The following is a 20,938-nucleotide window of genomic DNA, read 5'->3' as shown; positions in this document are numbered from 1 at the left end:
GACTGTATTGTTTAACAAGAATGCCAGTTGTCTTCAATACTGTAACAACTATCTTGATCGATAAATAAGTCAGGTGTTTGCTCGCCGCTGGCTTCGGGTGTGCCTAAATCGTTAAAAATAATTTTAGTGGATCGCACACCTCGTGGCATGGTTACACGAAAAACACCATCAGCTTCAGTCATTAATTGACCGGGCCACTCAAGGTTTTGATCGCTGCCATTTTCCCAGCTGTAAGCTCTAATATTATTAGACCAGTGCTCGGGCTTTTTAAATGATAGGGTGATACCGGGTAAGTCACAGTTAGCTTGCCAAGCATCATCTGAAATATCAAAGCAGCCATCGCCTTGGCGATAAAGATCTGCTGTTTGATTTCCATTGCCATCATTTAATATGAGGTTTGCCTCATTAACGTCAGCGGGCAAGGTGTAAGAAAACCAATTCTCACCAATGCTTTGCATTGTATTACCCGGCCATTGTGTTTCGGTTTGTTTTGGTAAGGTGTCCCAAAAATGAATATTAAGCGGTAGGCTCCATTCGGTTGGTGCTTTGGCATAAATAGTGATGCCTGGCGTTTGGATAGGAGTTTGCAGTGTGTTGCATGGCAATGCAGCGGCGCTACCTTTAGGCAAGACAAAAACACTGGGGCTAATGGCAGGCAGTGTAAAAATGCCTGTTTGTATATCAAAGCTGCCGGGATTGATATTTTGTAATGGGTGGACTTCAAAGGGAAGTGTACTGAGCGTATCATCTTGCCATTCAATGGCTGTTGCATCGGCATTAAAAGCAATTAAAATGCCGTCATATTCAAATGTGCGGTCTTGGCTGGTATTGCAATCGCTACCGCTAATGGACATCACAATTAACCCACTTTTTTGATCGGCGCCAGTATTCCAAAATTTAAGACGCTTGTTAACGTCGTCTGCATTATTTAGGCGTAGCAGTTCAGTGCTATAGCGTATTTTTAGCTGCTCTGTAAAACCTTGATGGGCTTGGCGCATTAAAGCTGCATCGACTTGGATATTATTGTTGTCAAAAAGTGTTTTTATAATCTCCCAGCGACTGCTATTACTTTCGGCTGGCGGTAAACCTTGCGCCCAGTTATTAGTGATACCTGAGTCGTTATTTTCACTAAAGTCAATGCGGTTAAACCAGTCGCCAGAATCAAAACTATTGCGATCCATAGACTTTGAGCGGAGTAGGTCGGTACCCATCTGGTGAAAGGGAATACCTTGTCCATAGTTAACAAACGCTTGGCTTAATAAATGAACGGCAACACGTTCTTGTGCGCTAAAATTGGCGGGCAATTTAGGCTGGGTATTGTCCCAAAGTGTTTCGTTATCGTGCTTATCAACATATAACACGTTTTCGAGCGGAGAGGTGTTGTAAGCAATATTGTTTAACCCTTTGCCCGTGTTTTGTTGACCGGTATGGTCTATAAAGGTGTAATTAACCAAATTACCAGCAAGTCCAATACGAATCGCATCGGCTTGTGCTTGAGCGGTTGTTGTGGTGCTTTGCGGCTCACTATATACCGCATTGCCGCTGGCAAAACCGGCGGCCAAACCGGTATCGGTAAAATTACCACCGCGTACGCCATCGCGTAGGCGGTCATTAAAGGTACCTATTAAGGTGCCAGTTAAGCCTGTTTGACTGGCTTGTGCAAATCGTTGATTGGCAGATACTTCGCCAAAGTCCCAACCTTCGCCATAGAGATAAATGTTGGCGCCATCAACACCATCACGCTCGAGTGTTAATGCGTTAAGCGCTTCGCGAATCGATAACATAACGCGCTTGGGGTGGTGGCCCATCAGGTCAAAGCGAAAGCCATCAATTTTGTATTGTTTTGCCCACAACACCACCGCATCGCGCATGAGTTTTTCCATCATGGTGTGCTCGGCGGCGGTATTGTCGCAGCATGTGGAGTTGGCAATGACACCGGTTATGGGATGGCGACGATGGTAGTAGCCAGGCACTACTTTATCGAGTACAGATTGGGTATTTAAACCCGACGCGTAAGTATGATTAAAAACAACATCGACAACGGTTTTTAAACCAATAGTGTGCAAACTACTGACGGCATTTCTGAGCTCTAAAATACGTTGAGGGCCTTGGCTATTTGTGGCATAGCTACCTTCGGGGACTAAAAAGTGATAGGGGTCATAGCCCCAGTTAAAAGCGTCGATACTTGGGAATTGCTCGGTGCGTGCAAAACTAATAATATCTTGTACGTGGGTATTGCTAGGGTCTTGCTCGGTGAGTGTTGTCATTAACTGCTGCAACGTCATCTCACTGTAATCGTCGCAATAGGGTGTTAATTTCTCAACAATATTGCGATCACAGACTTCTTTGACGGTATGCTCAAGTGTTAACGGCGCTGTGGTTAATGTTTCTTCATTGATGGTGGCAATGTCATTCACCGGCAACAAATGAAAATGAGTTAGGCCTGCATCGGCGAGATTTTTAAGATGCTGCATACCGTTGGATAAAGGCGCGGTAATACCGTCATAGGTTAGAGCGTTATAGCGGCCTTGATCGGATTTTTTAATATTCGCTTCTTGGGCGCTAAAATCGCGAACATGGCCTTCATAGATACTAATATTTTGCCACGGCGGTAATGCTTTTTTAAGCGCTGACCAATTGGCAGGTTGCAAGCTGGCATCATTTAAATCAATGATTTGGCTGTATTGGCTATTACTAGACAGGCTAATACTGTATGGATCGGTGGCACTGTATTGCTCTACCTGATCGCTGGCAGGGTGATAAGCTTTGATCGCAAATTGATAGTATTGCCCATACCATGTGCTATCGCCAACAAAATGGTAAACACCTTGGTTATCGGGTGTAGCGGTGTGGCTTTGCAGTAATGTAAAGTCGCTATCAAATCGTTGTAGTTCTAAACTTTGTACATTAGGTGCCCAAACAGAGATGGTCGGTGCATTGCTTTCATTGTGTACACCGAGTGGACCGGTATAGCTAAACTGATCATCGAGCACTAGGGCAGTTTGTACATGCGTTGCCGCTAGCAATTTATTGTCATCATTGAATTGTGCAACAACTAATTGTGACTGAATGAGTGAGCGAAGTGATGGCGCTGTACTGTTGTTGGTATTGTTGTTGGTACTATTACTGACAGTAAAGGCTGTACCTGTGGCTAGCGCTTTGTGAGTGTCTTTTAGGCGCTCGCGCTGTGCTTCGGTGAGCTCGGTGGGCGTTAGCGTAGCGATTGATTGCGCACCCTCAAGTTGGCTGTCATTAATAGTAATGCCGGCTGCCATACTTGCTTGCAATTGCCATTGTGTGGCTTTGGCATTGGGCTGCATTAAAATAAGGGTTGTCTCATCAATCCAGTGGGCACTCGCGCCTTCAATGCCGACAAGGTTGGTGAGATCACACGCTGGGCTCCAAGTGTTGTCGGCGATATCAAAGCATTGGCCTGAGGCGGTATTTAAATTATCGGTTTGCGAGCCGTTGTTATCATGTACCACGATATTAGCTTGAGTCGCGCCTAGCGGTAAGGTAAAGCGATACCAGTTGCCGCCTAAATCAAGCATGCTCACGCCAGGCCATTCGGTATTGGTTGCATCACCTGCATCCCAATAATGAACATACAAGGGCCCTTGCCAATTGGCAGGCTTTTTAACAAAAATAGTTTGGCCTGGTGGTGGTGCATTACAGTCTTGAGTTTGCCATTGACCGTCGATATAGCAGGCGCTTTGGTTTTGCGCTAAATTTTCGGTTTGTTGATTACCATCATTAAAAATAATATTGGCAGAGCTGATACTGGCTGGGAATTCAAAGCTATACCAGTTATCGCCTGTGGGTGTCATAAGTATGCCGGGCCAAGCAGGCTCAAATGAACTGAGCTGTGTGTCCCAAAAATAAATATTAACAGCATCGCTCCAGTCGTCTGGTTTTTTAAATTGCACACGCATAGGCTCAACTTGGGTTGTTGTATGGTTTAGCGTAACGCTTTGCTCGATCGCGCTTTGGCCTGTTGCTGTGCTATAGCTAATGATCGCTTTGAAGGCTGTTGTTTCATCGAGTGCGTTAGCATCAATAGTAAAAGTATAGGGGAGTGTTTGATCTTGTAGTAAGGTTTTAAAGCCTTCTTTGGTGCTTTGTTCTTTAGTACTTTGTTGCAAGGTGACTTGCCCGAGTATCGGTAAGCCGGATGCGTATTGTGCTGTTGCTGTTAATAGTAATTGGTTGCCTGCAGGCTCGGCGGTCAAAGTAATGCTATCAAAAGTTTGTGTATCGGTGGCTTGGCTTTTTAAAATGGTAAAGCTATAAGCTGGGAGCGTGAGTATACCTTCGCTATGAGTAGCATCATTGTATGAATAGAGTGTGGTGTAAGTTGGTGTGTTTTCGGGTGTACGGTTATAAAAATCGGCGCCGCTTAATGTGTGAGTTTGCGTATTATAACCGGTGTTAAACGCCACAACATATTCGCTATATGTATTATTATCTTGGCCAAAATGACTGTAAATGAGCAGGCCCGTGTCGCTGCTTGCAACGTTAACTAATGTTTGACCTTGTGCTAAGGCGCTATGCCCTTGGCGCAGTGTTTGTAATTCTTTGAGAGCTGAGTAGACCGGATGTTGGCTGTCGAAGTTATCATCGGCGGTGGTGGCGCTACTGCCTAGATTAGTTATTGTATTAAGTGACTCTACTTGGCTGGCAAACATATCATCGCGCGCACCTTCGTACTCACCGGTACCGATAAAGCCTTGCTCATCACCATAATAAATAATGGGTGTACCTCTTACGGTAAATAAAAAGCCATAAGCCTGAATAAGTCGATCGAGTTTTTCTTGCGGGGTTGCTTGTGTTTGGTGCTTATCAATAAAATAGCTTAAGCGGCCGACATCATGGTTACTGATAAAAGTTTTTAAGGTTTTAGGTTCGCTTTGTGTATTGTAGTTATAATCAGCTTTTAATGTATTAGCAATTCTTTGTGGGCTTTCGCCTTTGGCAAATACATCATTAATTGCGTAATAAAGACCAAAATCTAAACCACTTTTTAAGTGTGAGTCATGCAAATAATTGGCGATATTTTTAGGGTTGCCATCAAAGACTTCAGCAAAAATATCTAAATTAGGATTTGCCATTAAAATATCAGCTTGCCATTGTTGCCAAAATTCGGGTTCTACATGTTTGGCGGTATCTATTCGATAGCCTGCAATATCAAATTGCGTAGCCCATTGGCTATAAATATCAACAAATCCCTTGAGTACTGCGGGGTCACTGGTTTTTAAATCATCAAGTCCCGATAAATCCCCAGTTATTGCTTGGCTATCATTGGTAATATTACCTTGTAAGTGGTAGAGCGCGCTATCATTTAGCCATGCAGGATTTTTAATGGTTTTGTACGTATCGGCAATAACGGGCGTATAGGGCATGGCTGAAAAATCACAATTTGTGCACTCACTGTATTGAATAACATCGGCGGTATGGTTAGTGACAATATCTAAAATAATGCCAATATTATGTTCTTTGGCTTTTTCAATGAGTGTGCGAAGTTCTTCTTCGGTACCAAAGTTCGGGTCTAGTGCTGTGAAATCGGTAATCCAATACCCATGATAGCCTGCTCGATCATTGATCATTTCATTTTTAAAAATAGGCGTTAGCCATATATCGCTAATACCAAGGCCCGATAAATAATCTAATTTTTGTGTGATACCGGCAATATCACCCCCATGAAAATGACGGCTTGATTTTGGGTTAAACCCCGTTGTTGGGGTGCCGTCGTTATCGGTATTGCCATTGGCAAAGCGATCGGGCATTAAATGATAAATAAGAGACGCTTTATGCTCGTTGGCAGGCGGTGCGCTACTGGAAGACTGTGATGTTGTACTGTTGTTATTATGTGTGTTGTTGGTGTTATTGCTACAAGCGGACAACCCCAAAACAAATATAATAATGCAGGAAATGTATATGGCTTTTTTCATTGTATATTCCAGTGCCTAATTATTATTGGTTGGCTATTATTTTTAGTGATAATTATTTTTAATCGTAAATTATGATTGTTAAAAAATAGACGACAAAATTATTAAGCGATTTAGAAGAGGTACTCTATTACGCTCAGTTTACTCGCCTAGCTCAATAAAAATATTGACGAGCTTTTGGCAAATTTGGGTGATAATTTTTAACAAGAGTGTAGCGACGAAAAATCGCCTATATTGACAAGTAAAGCGGTATTTTTGAGCTATTATTTAATTATTTTTATAATGTTTTGCTAATAGAGGCTTAGGTTAGGCCTTTATACAAACAGCAGCAATACTTTGCATACGTATTCATGGAAGATTAGCTGCGCTAATAATGTTGGTGTCATAAAGAGGGCTTTTAAGTGGCATGATTGCATTATCAATATACTTAAATATTTATGAGGCAGTATCTGCACACTTAATAAGTGTGGTGTTGTGGTGGAATGTAAAAAGTAGGGTGTAAGTCTTGTTACCTTGGGCGACCGTTTTTTTGGTGACAAGGCTTTGGACAGTGTCGACTTTCAATTATGTTTTTACGCCATGCAATGACTCTATCCATAAAAGCCATAACCGGTTGCGTGAGTGAGTGGCTGAATAGCTAAGCACCTAATGTATCCATTAAATGCTTAGCTTGATAAGCGCCAAGCAACCCCTATATATAGGCTACTATTCATACTATTTTTAATTTTATTACAGCCTTTATAAAAGGGATAAATATGAGAAATTTTAAAATTGATATTGTTTCTGATGTCATGTGTCCGTGGTGTGTTGTCGGTTATAAAAACCTTGAAGCTGCGCTAGCGGAGCTAAAAGATGATATGAGTGCAGATATCTCATGGCACCCTTTTGAATTAAATCCTGAGATGCCTATTGAGGGGCAAAATTTAAATGAACACCTCATGCAAAAGTATGGTTTAACCGAAGAGCAAGGCGATGAAAATCGGCAGCGTATGGCAGAGGCTGGGCAGCGCGCGGGGTTTACGTTTAATTTTGATGACGCGCGCATCATGATTAATAGTTTTGATTTGCACCGCTTGCTTATGTGGGCGGGTGAGCAAGGCAAGCAAACGGCTTTGAAACTGGCTTTTTTTGAAGCGCACTTCACCGATTTAAAATACCTAAATCAAGAAGAGGTATTGCTTGAGGTTGTTGAGCAAGTTGGTCTTGATAAAGAGCAGGCGCGCAACATTTTGCAGTCAGATCAATACGCACAAGCGGTGCGCCAAGCGCAAGCGCGCTTTAAGCAGCTGGGTATTAGCTCCGTGCCGACCTTTATTATTAACGATAAATATGCACTGAGCGGCGGCCAGCCGAGTGAATCATTTATACAGGCGTTGAGGCAAATTAGCGAAGAAGAGGCCAAAGAAGCTTCTTAATAAAAAAAGGGGTTGCATTGCGCAACCCCTTTTTGGTTCACGGCCTACTGAGCGCCTAGGTTCTGTTTAGGGAGTTTGTGTGGTGTCTTTTTTGATCGAGTAATGAGGTTCTTTGATCTTGCCATACTCCTTTAGCCACAACGCCTCAAAGGCAATCCAGTTTAAGTCAAAGCCGCCTTGCAGCATTTTTACTTTGACCGTGTATACGCCTTTTTTCACATTTATGGGCTTGTTGAGTGTATAGGTTTGCCACTCGGGTGGAACACCTGAGCCACTCACATAAGCGGTAACGGCTTGTCTGGCGAGCTTAATTTGGAAGCGACCGCCGCCATTGATGGTATTGAGACGAGCGCTGAGCTCATAAACCCCCTCCGATAGCGCAACAGTGTATTCAAGCCACTCACCATCTTGTATGCAGGTTAGACTTTGGCCCGCGATGATGTCTTGTGCGTCACTGCTAGGGATTAAGTCAACGCCAGGGCCACAGTTGGCACCTTGTTGCGTGTCTTTATTTTTGACGCTTTGCTTGTCTTTATCTTTGAAATTTTGAAAGTGCTCGGCTTCAATTTTGGCGTAGGCCACCAAGGCGCAGCCTTGTGCATTGACCAGCGCGTTGCTCGGTGAGCCTAGGCAGCTATCGAGTCTATCGATGACACCGTCGTTATCTTCGTCGCCGTCGAATACTTGAATGCTGACCATACTTTGATCGAGCGCTTGCTGCATTAGGTGAATACGCTCGGGTAAAAAGAGGTTTTTCATGGCGGGTTTGACCGTGTAGCGCTGGCCGTCAGGCCCCGCTTCTAGTTGAGTACTTAAAAACTCGACGGTTTGGTTATCTGTTTTTAATATTAGTGGCGCGCCAAGCTGATCGCTGTGCTGGTTATGGCAGCCGGCGCAGGTCATTGAATGAACACGCGTGATAATATTGGTGGGCGTGAGTGTAGAGCCTGCCTGGGCTAGTTTGGCGGCAATCGCCGCTTCAAAGGCGGGTGACATTGCCTCGATAACACCGGGTGTTTGCGCTAGGCCGGAATGCTGACGACCTAGGTAACTGCTAAAAGGTAGTGTGGTATCCAACCTGCTGACCGTATTAGCGAGTAGTCCTTGCCCTGGGGTATGAATGGCTTTTAATACGGCTTGTTGAAAGGCGTCGGCCTTAGCTTGTAATGCCGGTTCGACAATACCAGCTAAGGCAGGGAAGGGCGTATCTTTGAGGCCCTCTTGCGCCACGCCCAAGGTGCAACTCGGAGCGCAATTGTCAGCGATTTGCGTGCGAAACTGCATAAAGACCCAGTTATTGCGTTGATCGACGCGTGCATTTAAGCGGATAGCACCGCTGCCACGGTTTTCGCCGGCAAAGTGATGAGCGCTAATAGCGGGTGCAAAGTGCTTGATGCCTTTAAAAAAGAAGGTATGTAGCAAGTTGGCGCGTGTTTGCGGGTCGCGTTCTTGGCTAAGATTGGCCCAGTACTCGACGATGGGGCGACAACCGGCTAAGCCGAGTTGTGGCTTGGGGTTGGGGAGGCGCGCTTCAAAAATAAAGAAGTTAATACGTGGGCTTAAATCGTTACCCGCGTAGGCAATACGGTACTCGCCGCAATCGCTACCGTCATTATTGGCGAGATCGTAGCGATTGACCAAAGCAATAGGCCGGTAGTAGGTGAGCTCGGTATCGAGGCTGGCGAGAAAGCTATCCATACTAGCCCCTGGTGAGCTACAAAAGCGTGGTCTTGCCGAGTTGTCGGCTTCTGGAAAGCCATTGAAAGTGCCGCAATCTTGGCGTAAGTCGGCGAGTGCTAGCATAATATCGGCGGGTGATTGCTGGTGGTCGGCGCTGGTCTTTAGCATTTGCTCGAGTACTGACTTGAGGTCAAAGTGCTGCAAAATGCTCTTGTCGGTAATCATGAGCGATTGTGCAGGGTTAATACTGCGCTTGTTGGAGCTGAGTTGACCGTCGCTGGCAGTCAGTTTAAAGACATAAGTGCCCGGTAATGCGGGTGTGAAGTGTGTATTTGCTTGTGTAGCGTTATCGATGGTGGCGGTTGGGCCACTGAGTTGTTGCCAGCTAAAGCTCAGTACATCGCCTTCTGCATCAAAGCCTTTACCGTACAACGCCGTGCTAAAGCTCGCTGGTGCACGTGAGGCAGCACGGGCTGTTACCTTGGGTGCAGTATTCGGTACAGGTACAACTTTGAGTGTGACAGTGCTGGCGAGCGAGGTCAGCTCACCATCAAAGACAAGCAGCGTAAAGCGCACCTTACCCAGTGTATCGGCTGTAAAGTGAGGTGTGGCAGTCGTGGTATCACTCAATGTGACAGGGTTACCGCTAATTTGTTGCCATTGATAGGTGATGGTGTTGGGGCCGCCGTCTGGATCGATAGAGTTGCTACCATCAAGTGTGACAGTATCGCCGAGGTATACGCGCCTGTTTTGACCGGCATCGGCGGCTGGGGCAATATTGGGCTCTTTGACGGTCACTACTACTGTGCTGGGGAGTGAGCTTTTATCGCCATCGTTTACAACCAAGCTAAAAACATAACTGCCAGCAATAACGGGGGCAAACGATGGTGTGGCGGTTTGGCTGCCCAGCAAATTAACACTGAGGCCACCGGTTTGTTGCCATTGATAACTTAAACGAGTGGGTAAGTTGTCAGGGTCAAAAGCTTTACTGCCATCAAGCGTCACGCTACCGCCTAAAATAAATTGCTGGTCAGGGCCGGCATTAGCGATGGGTGCCTGATTGTCTGGCGTTGTAATCAGTAGCGTTACCGTGTCAACACTGGAGCTTAATTCGCCATCATCAACTGTGAGCGCAAAAGTGTAGACACCTGCTTTTGTGGGGGTGAATGTAGGGGTTGCTGTATGGGCATTTTGCAAGGTGATAGCGGGCCCTGCGGTTTGCTCCCATACATAATTCAGTGCAACATTACCGGTAATCAGCGTATCGGGATCTTGTGAGCGAGTACCATTTAAAGTAATGGGCTCAAAGGCCATTCGCGTTTTATCGAGTCCAGCATTGGCGACGGGTGCTGAGTTTTCAGTGCTAGCACTGTCAATCAGTACAGCGTTATCGAGCCAAATATCGGTATTGCTGCTGTTACCAAAATAAAAGCCAATTTTAACGTTACTATCATCTGTGGTTTGCGGCCACTGAATAAAAATGGTTTGCTCGGTATTGTCTGTATCTAACTCAAAAACTTCATTAAAGTAGGCGTTCCAAGGTGGACCAAAGTGCTCAACCACAAAGCGTATACTGCGCGGTAGCTCTTTGGCAGAGGCGTCAATTTTGAGGGTGTATTTTTTACCTGCCTCGAGTGCTAACGTTTGGTACAGTTGTAGTGACCAATTATTGGTGCCGCTATCAATCACATTGACGTTGATTTTGCCCTCTGTGGGGGTAAAGAGCGCGTCGGCATCATCGATCACTAAACTTTGCCAATTTTCTAGCCCTTTGGCAAAGCTCCCATTGGCGAGTAAATTTTGCGTTTTGATGTCGGCAACGGTTACTGTGACTTCGGCAAGAGGTGAGCTCAGATCACCGTCGTTGACTACCAAGCCGAAGGTATAGCTGCCCGCTTGCGTCGGTGTAAAGTAAGGTTCGGCCAGTGTCACGTCGTTAAGGCTAACACTGGGGCCCGTCAGTTGCACCCATTGGTAGGATAGCGCAAAGGGTGCGGCATCGGGGTCTGTGGAGGCGGAGCCATTGAGCTTGACGTTACGCCCTAAGGCTTGGGTAAAGCTGGCGCCTGCGTCGGCTTGCGGCGGTATGTTAAATAGTTCGCTCATGGTAACGCTGACGGTATTGGTATGACTAAACTCGCCATCGCTGACGGTGAGTGCGAAGGTGTATAAACCTGGTTCACTGGCAATAAAAGAGGCTTTGGCTTGGTCGGTATCACTTAAAATAACGGGTAAGCCTGCGACTTGCACCCAGGAGTAGGTGAGTGTGGGGACAGTACCGTTGCCTAAGGGAAGCCCACTGTTGGTGGGGTAGGCATAGTTAGGGTCGTAGCTTAGGCTGCCATCAAGGCTGGCGGGGAAGTTCATATAACCTTGACTATCCGGCCCAGCAATGGCGATAGGAGGAAGGTTACCGGTATTACCACCGCTTAAAAACACGTTATCTAACCAAATATCGCCGAGGCCGCTTGCGCCAACATGAAAGCCGACTTTAGCGTTATTAGTGGTGACAGGTTGCGTCCATTGTAGGGTGAAGTGCTGAGTTTCTCCGCTGATTTTCCCTGGCGTGATTTGCGCATTGAGTTGTAAATCACGTGACATGTAAGGTATCCAAGTGCCTATTTCTTCCACAACAACGCTAAAATCACGACTAGGTGCATCACTTTGCATATCAAAATCGAGTGTATAGGTAGTGCCAGCAACGAGGTTGATACGTTGCATAACTTGCACCATCCAACGCGCTGGACTGTCTCGTGTTACATGAATGTGAGCACGTCCATCGGTATTGCTAAAAGCGGCAGTGCCTGTCTGCGCCTCGCCCTCCCAATGCAATATGCCGGCTTCACCAATGCCATCTTCAAAGGTACCGTTCTCGAGCACATTAAGGGCGGTAACCACGGTGACTGTGATACTAGCGCTGTCGGTAAATTCGCCATCACTAACAGTGAGGGTGTAGAGATAATCGCCTTCAACTGGCTGGCTTACGTGTAGGATGGGTACGGTCGCGATAATGTTGCCATCGAGTGACCATGTATAGGTTAGTTCCTGTCCATCAACATCTTTAGAGGCCGAGCCATCGAGTAAAAATGATTGATTAATCGCGGCGAAAAAGTCGATGCCGGGGTTGGCTTGCGGTGGGTTTAGGCCCGGCTCATCAGTCGTTACGCGGAGCGTGTCACTGGTGCTTTCGTTGCCATATAAATCGCGCGCTACGATGGTAATAGTGTAATCGGTCGATGAGTCGAGGTTGTACAGTGTGCTCGCCGGCGCATTGACGGTTTCTATAAATTCACCGTTGAGATACACGCTATAAGAAACCACTTGAATATTATCGGTTGACGCCGGCCAGCTTAAGGCGAGTGTTGTGGGGTTAATAGGGGTTACGTCAATATCGGTCGGCGGACTCGGGGGCTCAGCATCGCCAAATTTCACCATGGTGGCCACAGAAGGCACGCCATCGGCTAGCACAAATAGCATGTAATGGCCGGGCTGAGCACGATTGGGGTCACTCGGCGCATTAATCGTCAAACCTGTGGTATTGGGCGTAAAGCTTAAGCGATTAATACTTTGGGTTTGGTTAAACGCATGGGTCGTGGCGCCAAGGCGTATAAAGTGTACGGCAGTAATAGCCTCTGGGTTAACCGCTGAGGTATCGAGCGCGACATCAAAGCGATCTCCAAACGATAAGACGCTCGGCGCCTGTGCAATCACAGGGCGGGTACCTTGAAATAAATAGGGCGGTGAGTAAATTTCGAGATTAGGGTTTTCGATGCCACCATCGGCGGCTGGGCGCCCTCCCCCGCCTATTTGAACGCGACCATCGGGTAGTAAGACAGCATTGGAGTGATAGGCGCGACCGTGAGTTTGGGCGGCAACTTCCTCCCATGTGTCGGTGGCGGGGTCGTATATTTCGGCAATCGTGACAAGGCCATCGCCATTATTAAAGCCTTGGGCGCTGGTGCCACTGGTGACGAGTACTTTGCCGTCGGCCATGAGTGTTGCATTTAAGTGTCGGCGGGCGTGATGCATCGGAGCCACGAATTTCCATTGAGGGTTTTCGTCGTTAAGATCGATAATTTCAGCGGTATTCGTGGGTGGGTTATCGGCTCCGCCCATAACCAAAATTTTACCCTCTTCAAACATAACGGCACTGCCGTAGCCTCTAAAACCTTCAAATTTCATGTCAGGTCCACGCGTCCATTGACCGGTGCCTGAGGTATCTAAAAACCACGTATCGCGATCGGGGCCGGCTTTAAATACTCGGCCATCAGGGGCGACAAACATGCGTGGGTAAAAATCGCGGCCAGTCGGCTCGGAATCTTCAGCGGTAATCAGATTGCGCCATGTGTTGGTTTGAAGTTGCCACACTTGAGGCAAGTCGTTTTTATTGTTGTAACCGTCGATAGCTCCGTTAAGTACCAACACATCACCATTGGGCAAAATAGTATTGGTGGCATACCAGCGCCCAGCATTCATATTGGGTACTGAGGTATCCCAAGTATCGCTAAAGGGGTCATAAATGGTTGCGCGTGATTGCCCGTGGGCATCGGCTTCATCGTGACCACCTTGAATAAATACACGGCCATCAGGCAGTACAGAGTGCCCCGAACAAAATAAGTCATAAGGTGGTAGTGTCGGCGTGGTGAGCGTTTCTTCTACAGGGTCCCAAATGCGTATTTCTTCTATCATGGGTCGTCCTTGACCGCCCTCGGCATAATTTAAAACTTTGCCATCGGGCATGACTATCATGTGAACAGCGACAATGTCGCCATCATAAACAGGGCTCCATTGACCTGCGATATGAGGCGGGTCCAGTGGGCCGGCTTGGGTTGGTGTGCTCGTCAATGGTAAGTTAACGGCATTAACAGCCAGTGCCAAAATCGCCAAGCGCAGTTGCTTGATGAATTGTTGCTTGATGCATTTTCTCATGATTAGTCCTTTCATAAATATCAGCAAGGTAAGCCTTGCGAGTGCTGCAAGTTGAATGTGCGCTTATTGTGGTAATCAACCGCTTGCCTTTGAGGTACTTGACTTAAGGTGACAAAGCAGCGGTGACAAGGTGTTTAGGCTGTATACCGCTCAGTGGTTGTCTCAACGTCATTACCCAGGCATACCTAACGTGGGTTTCATGAATGATTGACTGGCCTTTCTATGCTCAGAAGATAATTCATCAGCACCTATTAGGTGAAGTTTGTCAGTGCGGCTGAATAGCGATGTATCAGTTAAAATAAGACACGCATTTATTTAAGCTTACGCGCAAAAGCCTAAAATAGTGGATGTCTTAGAAACTGGGATGTTCTTTTACATGACAAAAAGAGAGGTAGGGCCTATATTAATGCATTCATTAGTATTGATGCGTGAGCGTAGCGTTGATCTTTGTGCTAGGAAATAGCCAAGTGATAAAAATACCTTTTATGGCATTATTATGATTTGACTGTCGTCGCCCTAGGTACCCTATATAAAAGCTTCGCATCTTTTAAATGCCATGTTCACTAAATAATACATTGTTTTGATCACACACTTTTAGACCTACTGCCCTAAAGAAGGATTAAGCTTTGCTGTCTGCGCAAGAAGCCATATAGAATGGCACGTAAATCTTAATTAATATTAAAGGTTGCAGTGGGGAATGCTCTGAATCCTTGGTGCAGATGGCTGTACCAATGTACATGCTATTTGAGGTGATTATGGCTTCAGGAGGTGGGGGTGTTAACCACATAAGGGCAACTGTTTTTGGATATGAAAATATGTTATGTAATCAACAAAAAAAGAAAGGAATTGGGCACCTAGCAAAAAGACTTGCGCTGCTAGGTTGCGTGGGCTTGCTAGGCGGTTGTGTTGAAGATGATGCATCGCCAGAAACACAAGTAGATCAGCCGCTTGTCCTGAATTTTAAAGGACTGATTGGTAATGAAAAGTTTTTGTGCGGTAAAACGTACGAGGATGTCGGCGTAGGCAAGCACGATTATCGTGTCGAGGGCCTGCGCATGTATATCAGTCGCCTTCAAGCTTTACTCGATGATGGTACGGCTGTTACAGCTTCACTTACAGAAGACGGCATGTGGCAGCATGATAATGTGGCATTGCTGAATTTTGGTGCTGATTGTAGTCGCGGTGAAGAGCGCGAGTTGAATATGGCGGTAGATGCCAATGTGCGTCTGTATAGTACACGTAGAGTGACGGGGGTGTGTTTTGATGTGGGTATTCCTTTTGACCGCAATCATCAGCGCGCTGAGGGCGCATTGCCGCCACTGGATACAACAGCGCTGTTTAACAGTGTTCAAAATGGGCGTACGTTTTTACGTTTAGATGGTACGGCTAACCCTGAAGACAAACCACAAACATTTAATGTCCAGCTGAAAAGTACCGGCTGCCTTTCGGAAGATAAAAACCGTCGCCCTTCGGTGGCTTGTGGCTCGCCCAATATTGCGCAGGTATGTGTGGATATAGACACTCAAGAGCAGGCGATTGCGTTTGATGTGAAATCTTTGTTGGCAGGCGTGGACGTGTCTAAAAATAAAGACGCTGAGCTAGGTTGCTATTCGGCCAAAAATGACAGTGAATGCACCACGATTGTGCCGGCGTTGGGGATTAGCTTTGAATTTATTGAACCTGAAAAAGGCGCAACCAGTTTTGTGCCCGTGCAGCAAACCGTGTTTAGGGTTGTGAATATGAATTAGGCCGCGGGTATAAAAATAATTTAGGATTACAGCCGAGGAGTAAATCGATAGGAGTGCCCAATATTGGCACTCCTGCGTAGCTATATGGCTTTACTTTTTATTGCTTGATGCGACGTCAAATTCCCCGATTATAATGCTGTTATGACGAATAATGTATCGCGTAGCGAGTGCTTGTTTTGGGTAACTTAGGCTCACTGAAAAGTGTAAATTGTCGCTGTGATCGGGTGAATAGGGCGTGAAATAAGCGCGGCTTAAGAGCTCACCATTTTCATTATAGGCTTCGGCGCTGTAGGCGCTTGTACTGGGTGATGTTAGCGCTTTTGGGGTGGTGACGACGTGCTTGATAGTGGCGCTACTGTTATTAATGCTTCCGATTAATGCTGTTATTTTTTGTGCAGGAGCATTCTGACTTGACGAGTTAGTGAGTGTGGTTTTTTGTGAGCCTGTGACGTGTGCGCTGGCTGTATTTTTAACGGTAATCGCACTTAGCATACCTTCATAGGTGTAGTCGCTAATCCATGCGGGATTACAGTAGCTCATCACATCTTCGTTGCCTTCTTTTAAGACAATACCACTGTTGCGGGCCGAGTTAAAAAAACCATAAACACCCAGCTGACCATCGGGATAAGGGTAGTTGCGGTCGGGGCTGGCAGGTCTACCGCAAGGCGCGTGCTCACGACCAAAATTATGGCCGAGCTCATGGGCAATGGTTGAGGGATAAGGCAGGCTCACCATGGTTTTGAAGCCAACATAACCATAGCCGGCAGTACTGTCGTTGGGGTCGAGGCTGAGCGGGTGGCCGAGTAGGCCTACGTAATAGCGATCGCGTTCGCCATTGCTAATTTGTAGTGTAGATATTGCTTGCAGCAGTTCGTCCCAGTCGCTGCCGTCATAAACATAAGGTTCTATGATGTCCAGAGTGTAGCTGGGGATCGGTAAAATATCCAAGCTAAAATTGAAGGCTTTCTTCAGTGCATCTGCACTAGTGTTGGGGCTCACACCTCTGACCACGACTGGTACAAGCACAATATCCAGCGGCTTTACAGTAGCGACTTTAAGGGGGGCGTAGCCTTGCTGTGGATAGCGGTTATTCGATTCATTACTTTCAGGTATGGCATTATTGGAGTCGACCTCTATGTAATATTCGGTGCCAGGTACAATAATATTCGCAGGAATTTTAGCGTTAAAGGTTTGAGTTAAATCGGCTTCATTGATACTTTGTGGAATGGATGCTGGACCCTCGAGACGAAAGCTCCCTGTGCGGCCTGTCGCTAATTTGTAATAAAAAGTGACGGTGCTGTTTAAGTCGGTGTTTGTCGAAGCGTGATCGTGGCCCGTCACAAAGGTACGCAATATGGCTTCGCGATTGGCCACCAATGCCACCTGTTGGTTAAGGAGCTGTGCAGAGTCGCCCTGAGTGATGCTTTGCATAAAATAGTTGCGATTAATTACGATATCAATCGTGCTTTGTGAGGTGGTAGGTGTACTTGAGCTTGATTGGCTTGAGCTGGGTGTACGTGAGCTAGATGCTGTGTTGTCGTTGGATGTGTTGCTCGATACTGCGCTCGATAGACTGCTGGCTGCTAGTTCACTGGATGTTATCCCATCAGAGGGCGGTTGGCTTGAGGTGACTTGCTGGCTGATCGATGTAGTTGATGATTGTGCGATAGTCGATGGCTCTGTCGTCGGAGTCTCGGTGCTCTTTGTTCCTGTACATGCCCATAGCAAACTGGCCAAACTTAATAGTAATCCCAGTCTCGATACTTGGAGGAGTGTACGCAGCATAACTTTCTACCTCTTATTACAGCCATTTCTTCAGTGCGATTTTTCAAGTATCTTACTCTACGCGGCTTTCTGAAAAAGCGCTTTAAGATCGTGCTTTGACTGTAAATAGTTGCCAACTGTTTCGCGCTTTAACCGCTCATTGAGCAAATTATTCGAGCTGTGTTGGCAATGATTGGGCATGATGCTGCGTAAAATTTTATCTTTATCTTTATCTTTATCTTTATCTTTATCTTTATCTATAACGATGCGCTGCTGAGCCTGATTGTACTTTTTTACAGGGCTCGGTGCTTATAATGCCCAGCTAATCACTTACCAGCAGCTCATCGCGTGAGATATGTTAGCTTGGTTTGAAAGCTTACGATAAAAATAGCTCATTATTGAGCGATGTTGTGTGCGGCTCTTGCAGTAGGTGTATTAAACATTCAATGGCAACAGGGCGTGACCAAAAGTAACCTTGGCCGTGCGTAATGCCCAACCGCTTTAAAAAGTCGAGTTCACAAGCGTGCTCGACACCTTCGGCGACAGTACTCATGATTAGGCCATCGGCAATATTGTGTACGGCTCGCACAATCGCTTGGTTGTCTGAGTTGCCTTGTATGCCGTGTACAAAAGAGCGGTCTATTTTAAGCTTAGAGACTTTAATTTTTTGTACATAGCCTAAATTGGAATAACCGGTTCCAAAGTCATCAATCGCTAGACTAATGCCCATCGCCTTAAGCTGAGTAATCGCTTCATCAAACTCAGCAGAATCCGAGAGGAGTTCGGATTCTGTAATTTCTAGCTCGAGCGATTGCGGACTGATAGGGGTTGAGGCCAAAACGTTCTCAACGCGTTTTTTGAAATCGTCGCGCTTGAGTTGTAAAGTTGACACGTTAACGGCAACGTAAAAATCGGTGGCATGATGATGTTGGAGGCCGGCAATATCATGACAGGCACGCTCGAGTACCCATGCACCAATATCGACAATTAAGCCAGATTTTTCGGCTAGTGGAATAAACATGTCCGGTCCAATGATGCCCCGCGTAGGGTGTTGCCAGCGCACCAAGGCTTCGGCACCGACCATTTTGCCGGTGGCCAGTAATACAATGGGTTGGTATTCGACATACAGCTCATTGTTTTTAAGTGCTGTACGTAGATCGTCTAACAATTGCATGCGATCGAGGGCATCAGAGTTCATGGATACGCAATAATAATGAAAAGTATTACGGCCCACCTCCTTAGAGCGATACATGGCGATGTCGGCTTTTTTAACCAGTTCGTTATAGCGCTCGCCATCATTAGGGTAAACGGAAATACCTATCGATGCACTGCATACCAGTTTATGTTGACCGGTAATTACGGGCCGCGATATGCGCTTTTGAATCGCACCAGCGACCAGCGAGGCATCGCGTTCATGGTCGAGCCCTTCGAGAATTAATAAAAATTCATCGCCGCCTAAGCGACAAACTGTATCGCGTGGGCGCGTAGCATCGCGTAAGCGTTCAGCGATAGCTACTAAATAACGATCGCCGGCTGCGTGACCTAGTGAATCATTGATGGTTTTAAAATCATCAAGATCGATAAACATGAGGGCAATTTTTTTGTTGGAGTGGCTAAGCGTTAAACGCTGTACGGCTTCTTGAAAGCGCTCATTGGCTAAAGTACGGTTAGGTAACTCGGTTAAACTATCGTGATTGGCTAAAAAGGCAATAGCCTTTTCGGACTCTTTGACTTTGGCATTTTCGCGTCCTAGGCGGCGTATGGCGTGAGTATAATCCTTAATTAATAAGCGCATTGAGAAGCCAGAAACGCCAATTATGATAATAGAAATTATTGGGCGAGTTTTTTCATTTGTGATATGGCTAAAGACAAAAATGCCGCGACTGTGCAGGTAGCCCATTAAAGCAATATTCAACGAGAAAAGGGCTAATATGGCGCCAAAACTGGAACTGGTGCCCAGCATGGCGGCAAAAATAAGAATACAAGGTAAAGCTAAAAGCCCAGCATTAAAAAAACCATTGCTTAGCCAAAGTATCGATAGTAATAAGAAAGTTAAGGTCCAGATAAAGCCCTCTGAAGAGAGCTTGGTGTGTTTTTTATGCGCCAGATAAAGGCAAAAAGACAAAGGCGGTACACTACTGATTAAAAGCTGGCAGATAAGAATGTCACCCTCTAATAGGGTGAGTACGGCACATAAAAAAACAGCAAGGCAGGAGATAGCGATTAACTGGAAAGCACGCCGTTCTAAAACATTATTGATGCTTTGGGCATCATCGTGAGCGTGAGTTTTTCTCATAAAAAGCAATGAGCTCTGGCATGTACATGAAGTAGGGTTCAATAATTTATGTAATTTAGTGCGCTTGAATCATTTTCTTGGCGTCATTTTTTTGCATTAGCTCGTGATTCTAACGAGTTAAGAACTTAAATGAGTCAACCGTAAATATCAAGTGATGAATTGACGAGCTGCCAAGGATTTGATTGGTGATAAAATGGGTGCAACTTTAATACTACAGTGTGTTATCTCGGCGGTGCGATCTAAAGTGCTACACAGACTGCAAAAGTGTGGGATAAATTTTGCTGAGTTGTTTTTGAATAAAAGCAAAGCGTTTAAATTGCTTGTGATCTGACTTTAAATCGCCAATGGCTCGTAGACAGCGACGGCAAATTCTTTCGTGATCGTGATCGGCACCGTTTTGTTCGTCATTGGCGGCAATTGCCTGCACTAAGTTGAGATTCAAGCCAATATGTTTAGGGTAGGTAGCAAGGGCTTTTTTAAACACGTCAATTGCTGCGTCAAAGTCTTTATCATCGTAAGCGCTAATGCCTCTTTTAGTTAATTTGGCAGCAAAACCTTTGCCTTCGTCGCTAATGGGCTCACCGGTAATCCCATCAATAATCCGTAATAATTTAGTATCGTTAGGATGAGTGGCTGCAACCGAGGTTAAAATGGCGCGTGCCTGCTCTTCATCATCCATCGCATACAGTGTACGAGCAAACTCCAAACTTGAATTGACAGAGGGCGAGCGGACATTGTTGTACAGTTTGGTCGCTTTGCTCATTAATGCTTTGGCTTTTTCGGTTTGGCCTTGGCTTATGCCTAATTGTGATTCGACCATTAAAGCTTGGGCTTCTATTTCGGGAGTGCTTCCGTAGCGCTTGCGCGCGCGATCTAAAAAAGTATTGGCCTGCTTAATGATTTGCTTGGCTTCACCACTGGTGTCGCCTGCGGTACTATCAGCAGCCTTGCGGACGTAATTAAAATAGTCTTGGGGCGATTCATGGCAAGAATTACTGCCCCACTTGATGGCGCTTTGATGGGCTTTGAGTGAGACTTCGTCATCGTGGTTAATATCGGCGAGCTCGGCGAGCTCGCGGTGACGGGTGACCGATTTTGGGGAGATATAAGTGGCGCGCTCCATGGCTTTTTGTGCACTGAGCATGTCGTTGCGCTTGGTGT

7 protein-coding genes are annotated in these 20,938 nt (G+C 46.1%); 2 read left to right on the top strand and 5 right to left on the bottom strand.

Annotated features, from left to right (window positions below):
• Positions 1 to 11: 11 nt before the first annotated feature.
• Positions 12 to 5,948: a pullulanase-type alpha-1,6-glucosidase gene (gene pulA / locus AC438_RS02475; protein ID WP_053979701.1), complete on the bottom strand. Its 5,937-nt coding sequence runs from the start codon at positions 5,946 to 5,948 to the stop codon at positions 12 to 14.
• Between the two features lie 752 nt (positions 5,949 to 6,700).
• Between pulA and AC438_RS02470 the strand changes: the two genes are divergently transcribed.
• Positions 6,701 to 7,360, top strand: coding sequence for a DsbA family oxidoreductase (locus tag AC438_RS02470; RefSeq protein ID WP_053979700.1), 660 nt, complete (start codon positions 6,701 to 6,703; stop codon positions 7,358 to 7,360).
• Between the two features lie 66 nt (positions 7,361 to 7,426).
• Here AC438_RS02470 and AC438_RS02465 read toward each other — a convergent pair whose 3' ends face one another.
• Complete coding sequence (locus AC438_RS02465) at positions 7,427 to 13,969, bottom strand: PKD domain-containing protein (protein ID WP_053979699.1); 6,543 nt, start codon at positions 13,967 to 13,969, stop codon at positions 7,427 to 7,429.
• An 815-nt stretch (positions 13,970 to 14,784) separates the two neighbouring features.
• On the opposite strand from AC438_RS02465, the gene AC438_RS02460 reads away from it, so the two are divergent.
• Positions 14,785 to 15,717 (top strand): MbnP family copper-binding protein, encoded by a 933-nt coding sequence (locus tag AC438_RS02460; RefSeq protein ID WP_162230680.1) that lies wholly within the window; start codon positions 14,785 to 14,787, stop codon positions 15,715 to 15,717.
• Positions 15,718 to 15,807: 90 nt separating this feature from the next.
• Here AC438_RS02460 and AC438_RS02455 read toward each other — a convergent pair whose 3' ends face one another.
• The 3 genes from AC438_RS02455 to AC438_RS16925 form a co-directional block, all read right to left on the bottom strand.
• Positions 15,808 to 17,502 (bottom strand): M66 family metalloprotease, encoded by a 1,695-nt coding sequence (locus AC438_RS02455; RefSeq protein ID WP_156316972.1) that lies wholly within the window; start codon positions 17,500 to 17,502, stop codon positions 15,808 to 15,810.
• Between the two features lie 355 nt (positions 17,503 to 17,857).
• Positions 17,858 to 19,777 (bottom strand): putative bifunctional diguanylate cyclase/phosphodiesterase, encoded by a 1,920-nt coding sequence (locus AC438_RS02445; protein ID WP_053979695.1) that lies wholly within the window; start codon positions 19,775 to 19,777, stop codon positions 17,858 to 17,860.
• Between the two features lie 247 nt (positions 19,778 to 20,024).
• Positions 20,025 to 20,938: tetratricopeptide repeat protein (locus tag AC438_RS16925; RefSeq protein ID WP_338011120.1), on the bottom strand; the 914-nt coding region annotated here is incomplete at its 5' end.

It is taken from the genome of Marinagarivorans algicola, from assembly GCF_001292705.1.
GTDB classification, from domain to species: Bacteria; Pseudomonadota; Gammaproteobacteria; order Pseudomonadales; family Cellvibrionaceae; genus Marinagarivorans; species Marinagarivorans algicola.
Note: the sequence above shows the minus strand (reverse complement) of the source record. Positions and strands in the feature narration are given on the sequence as shown.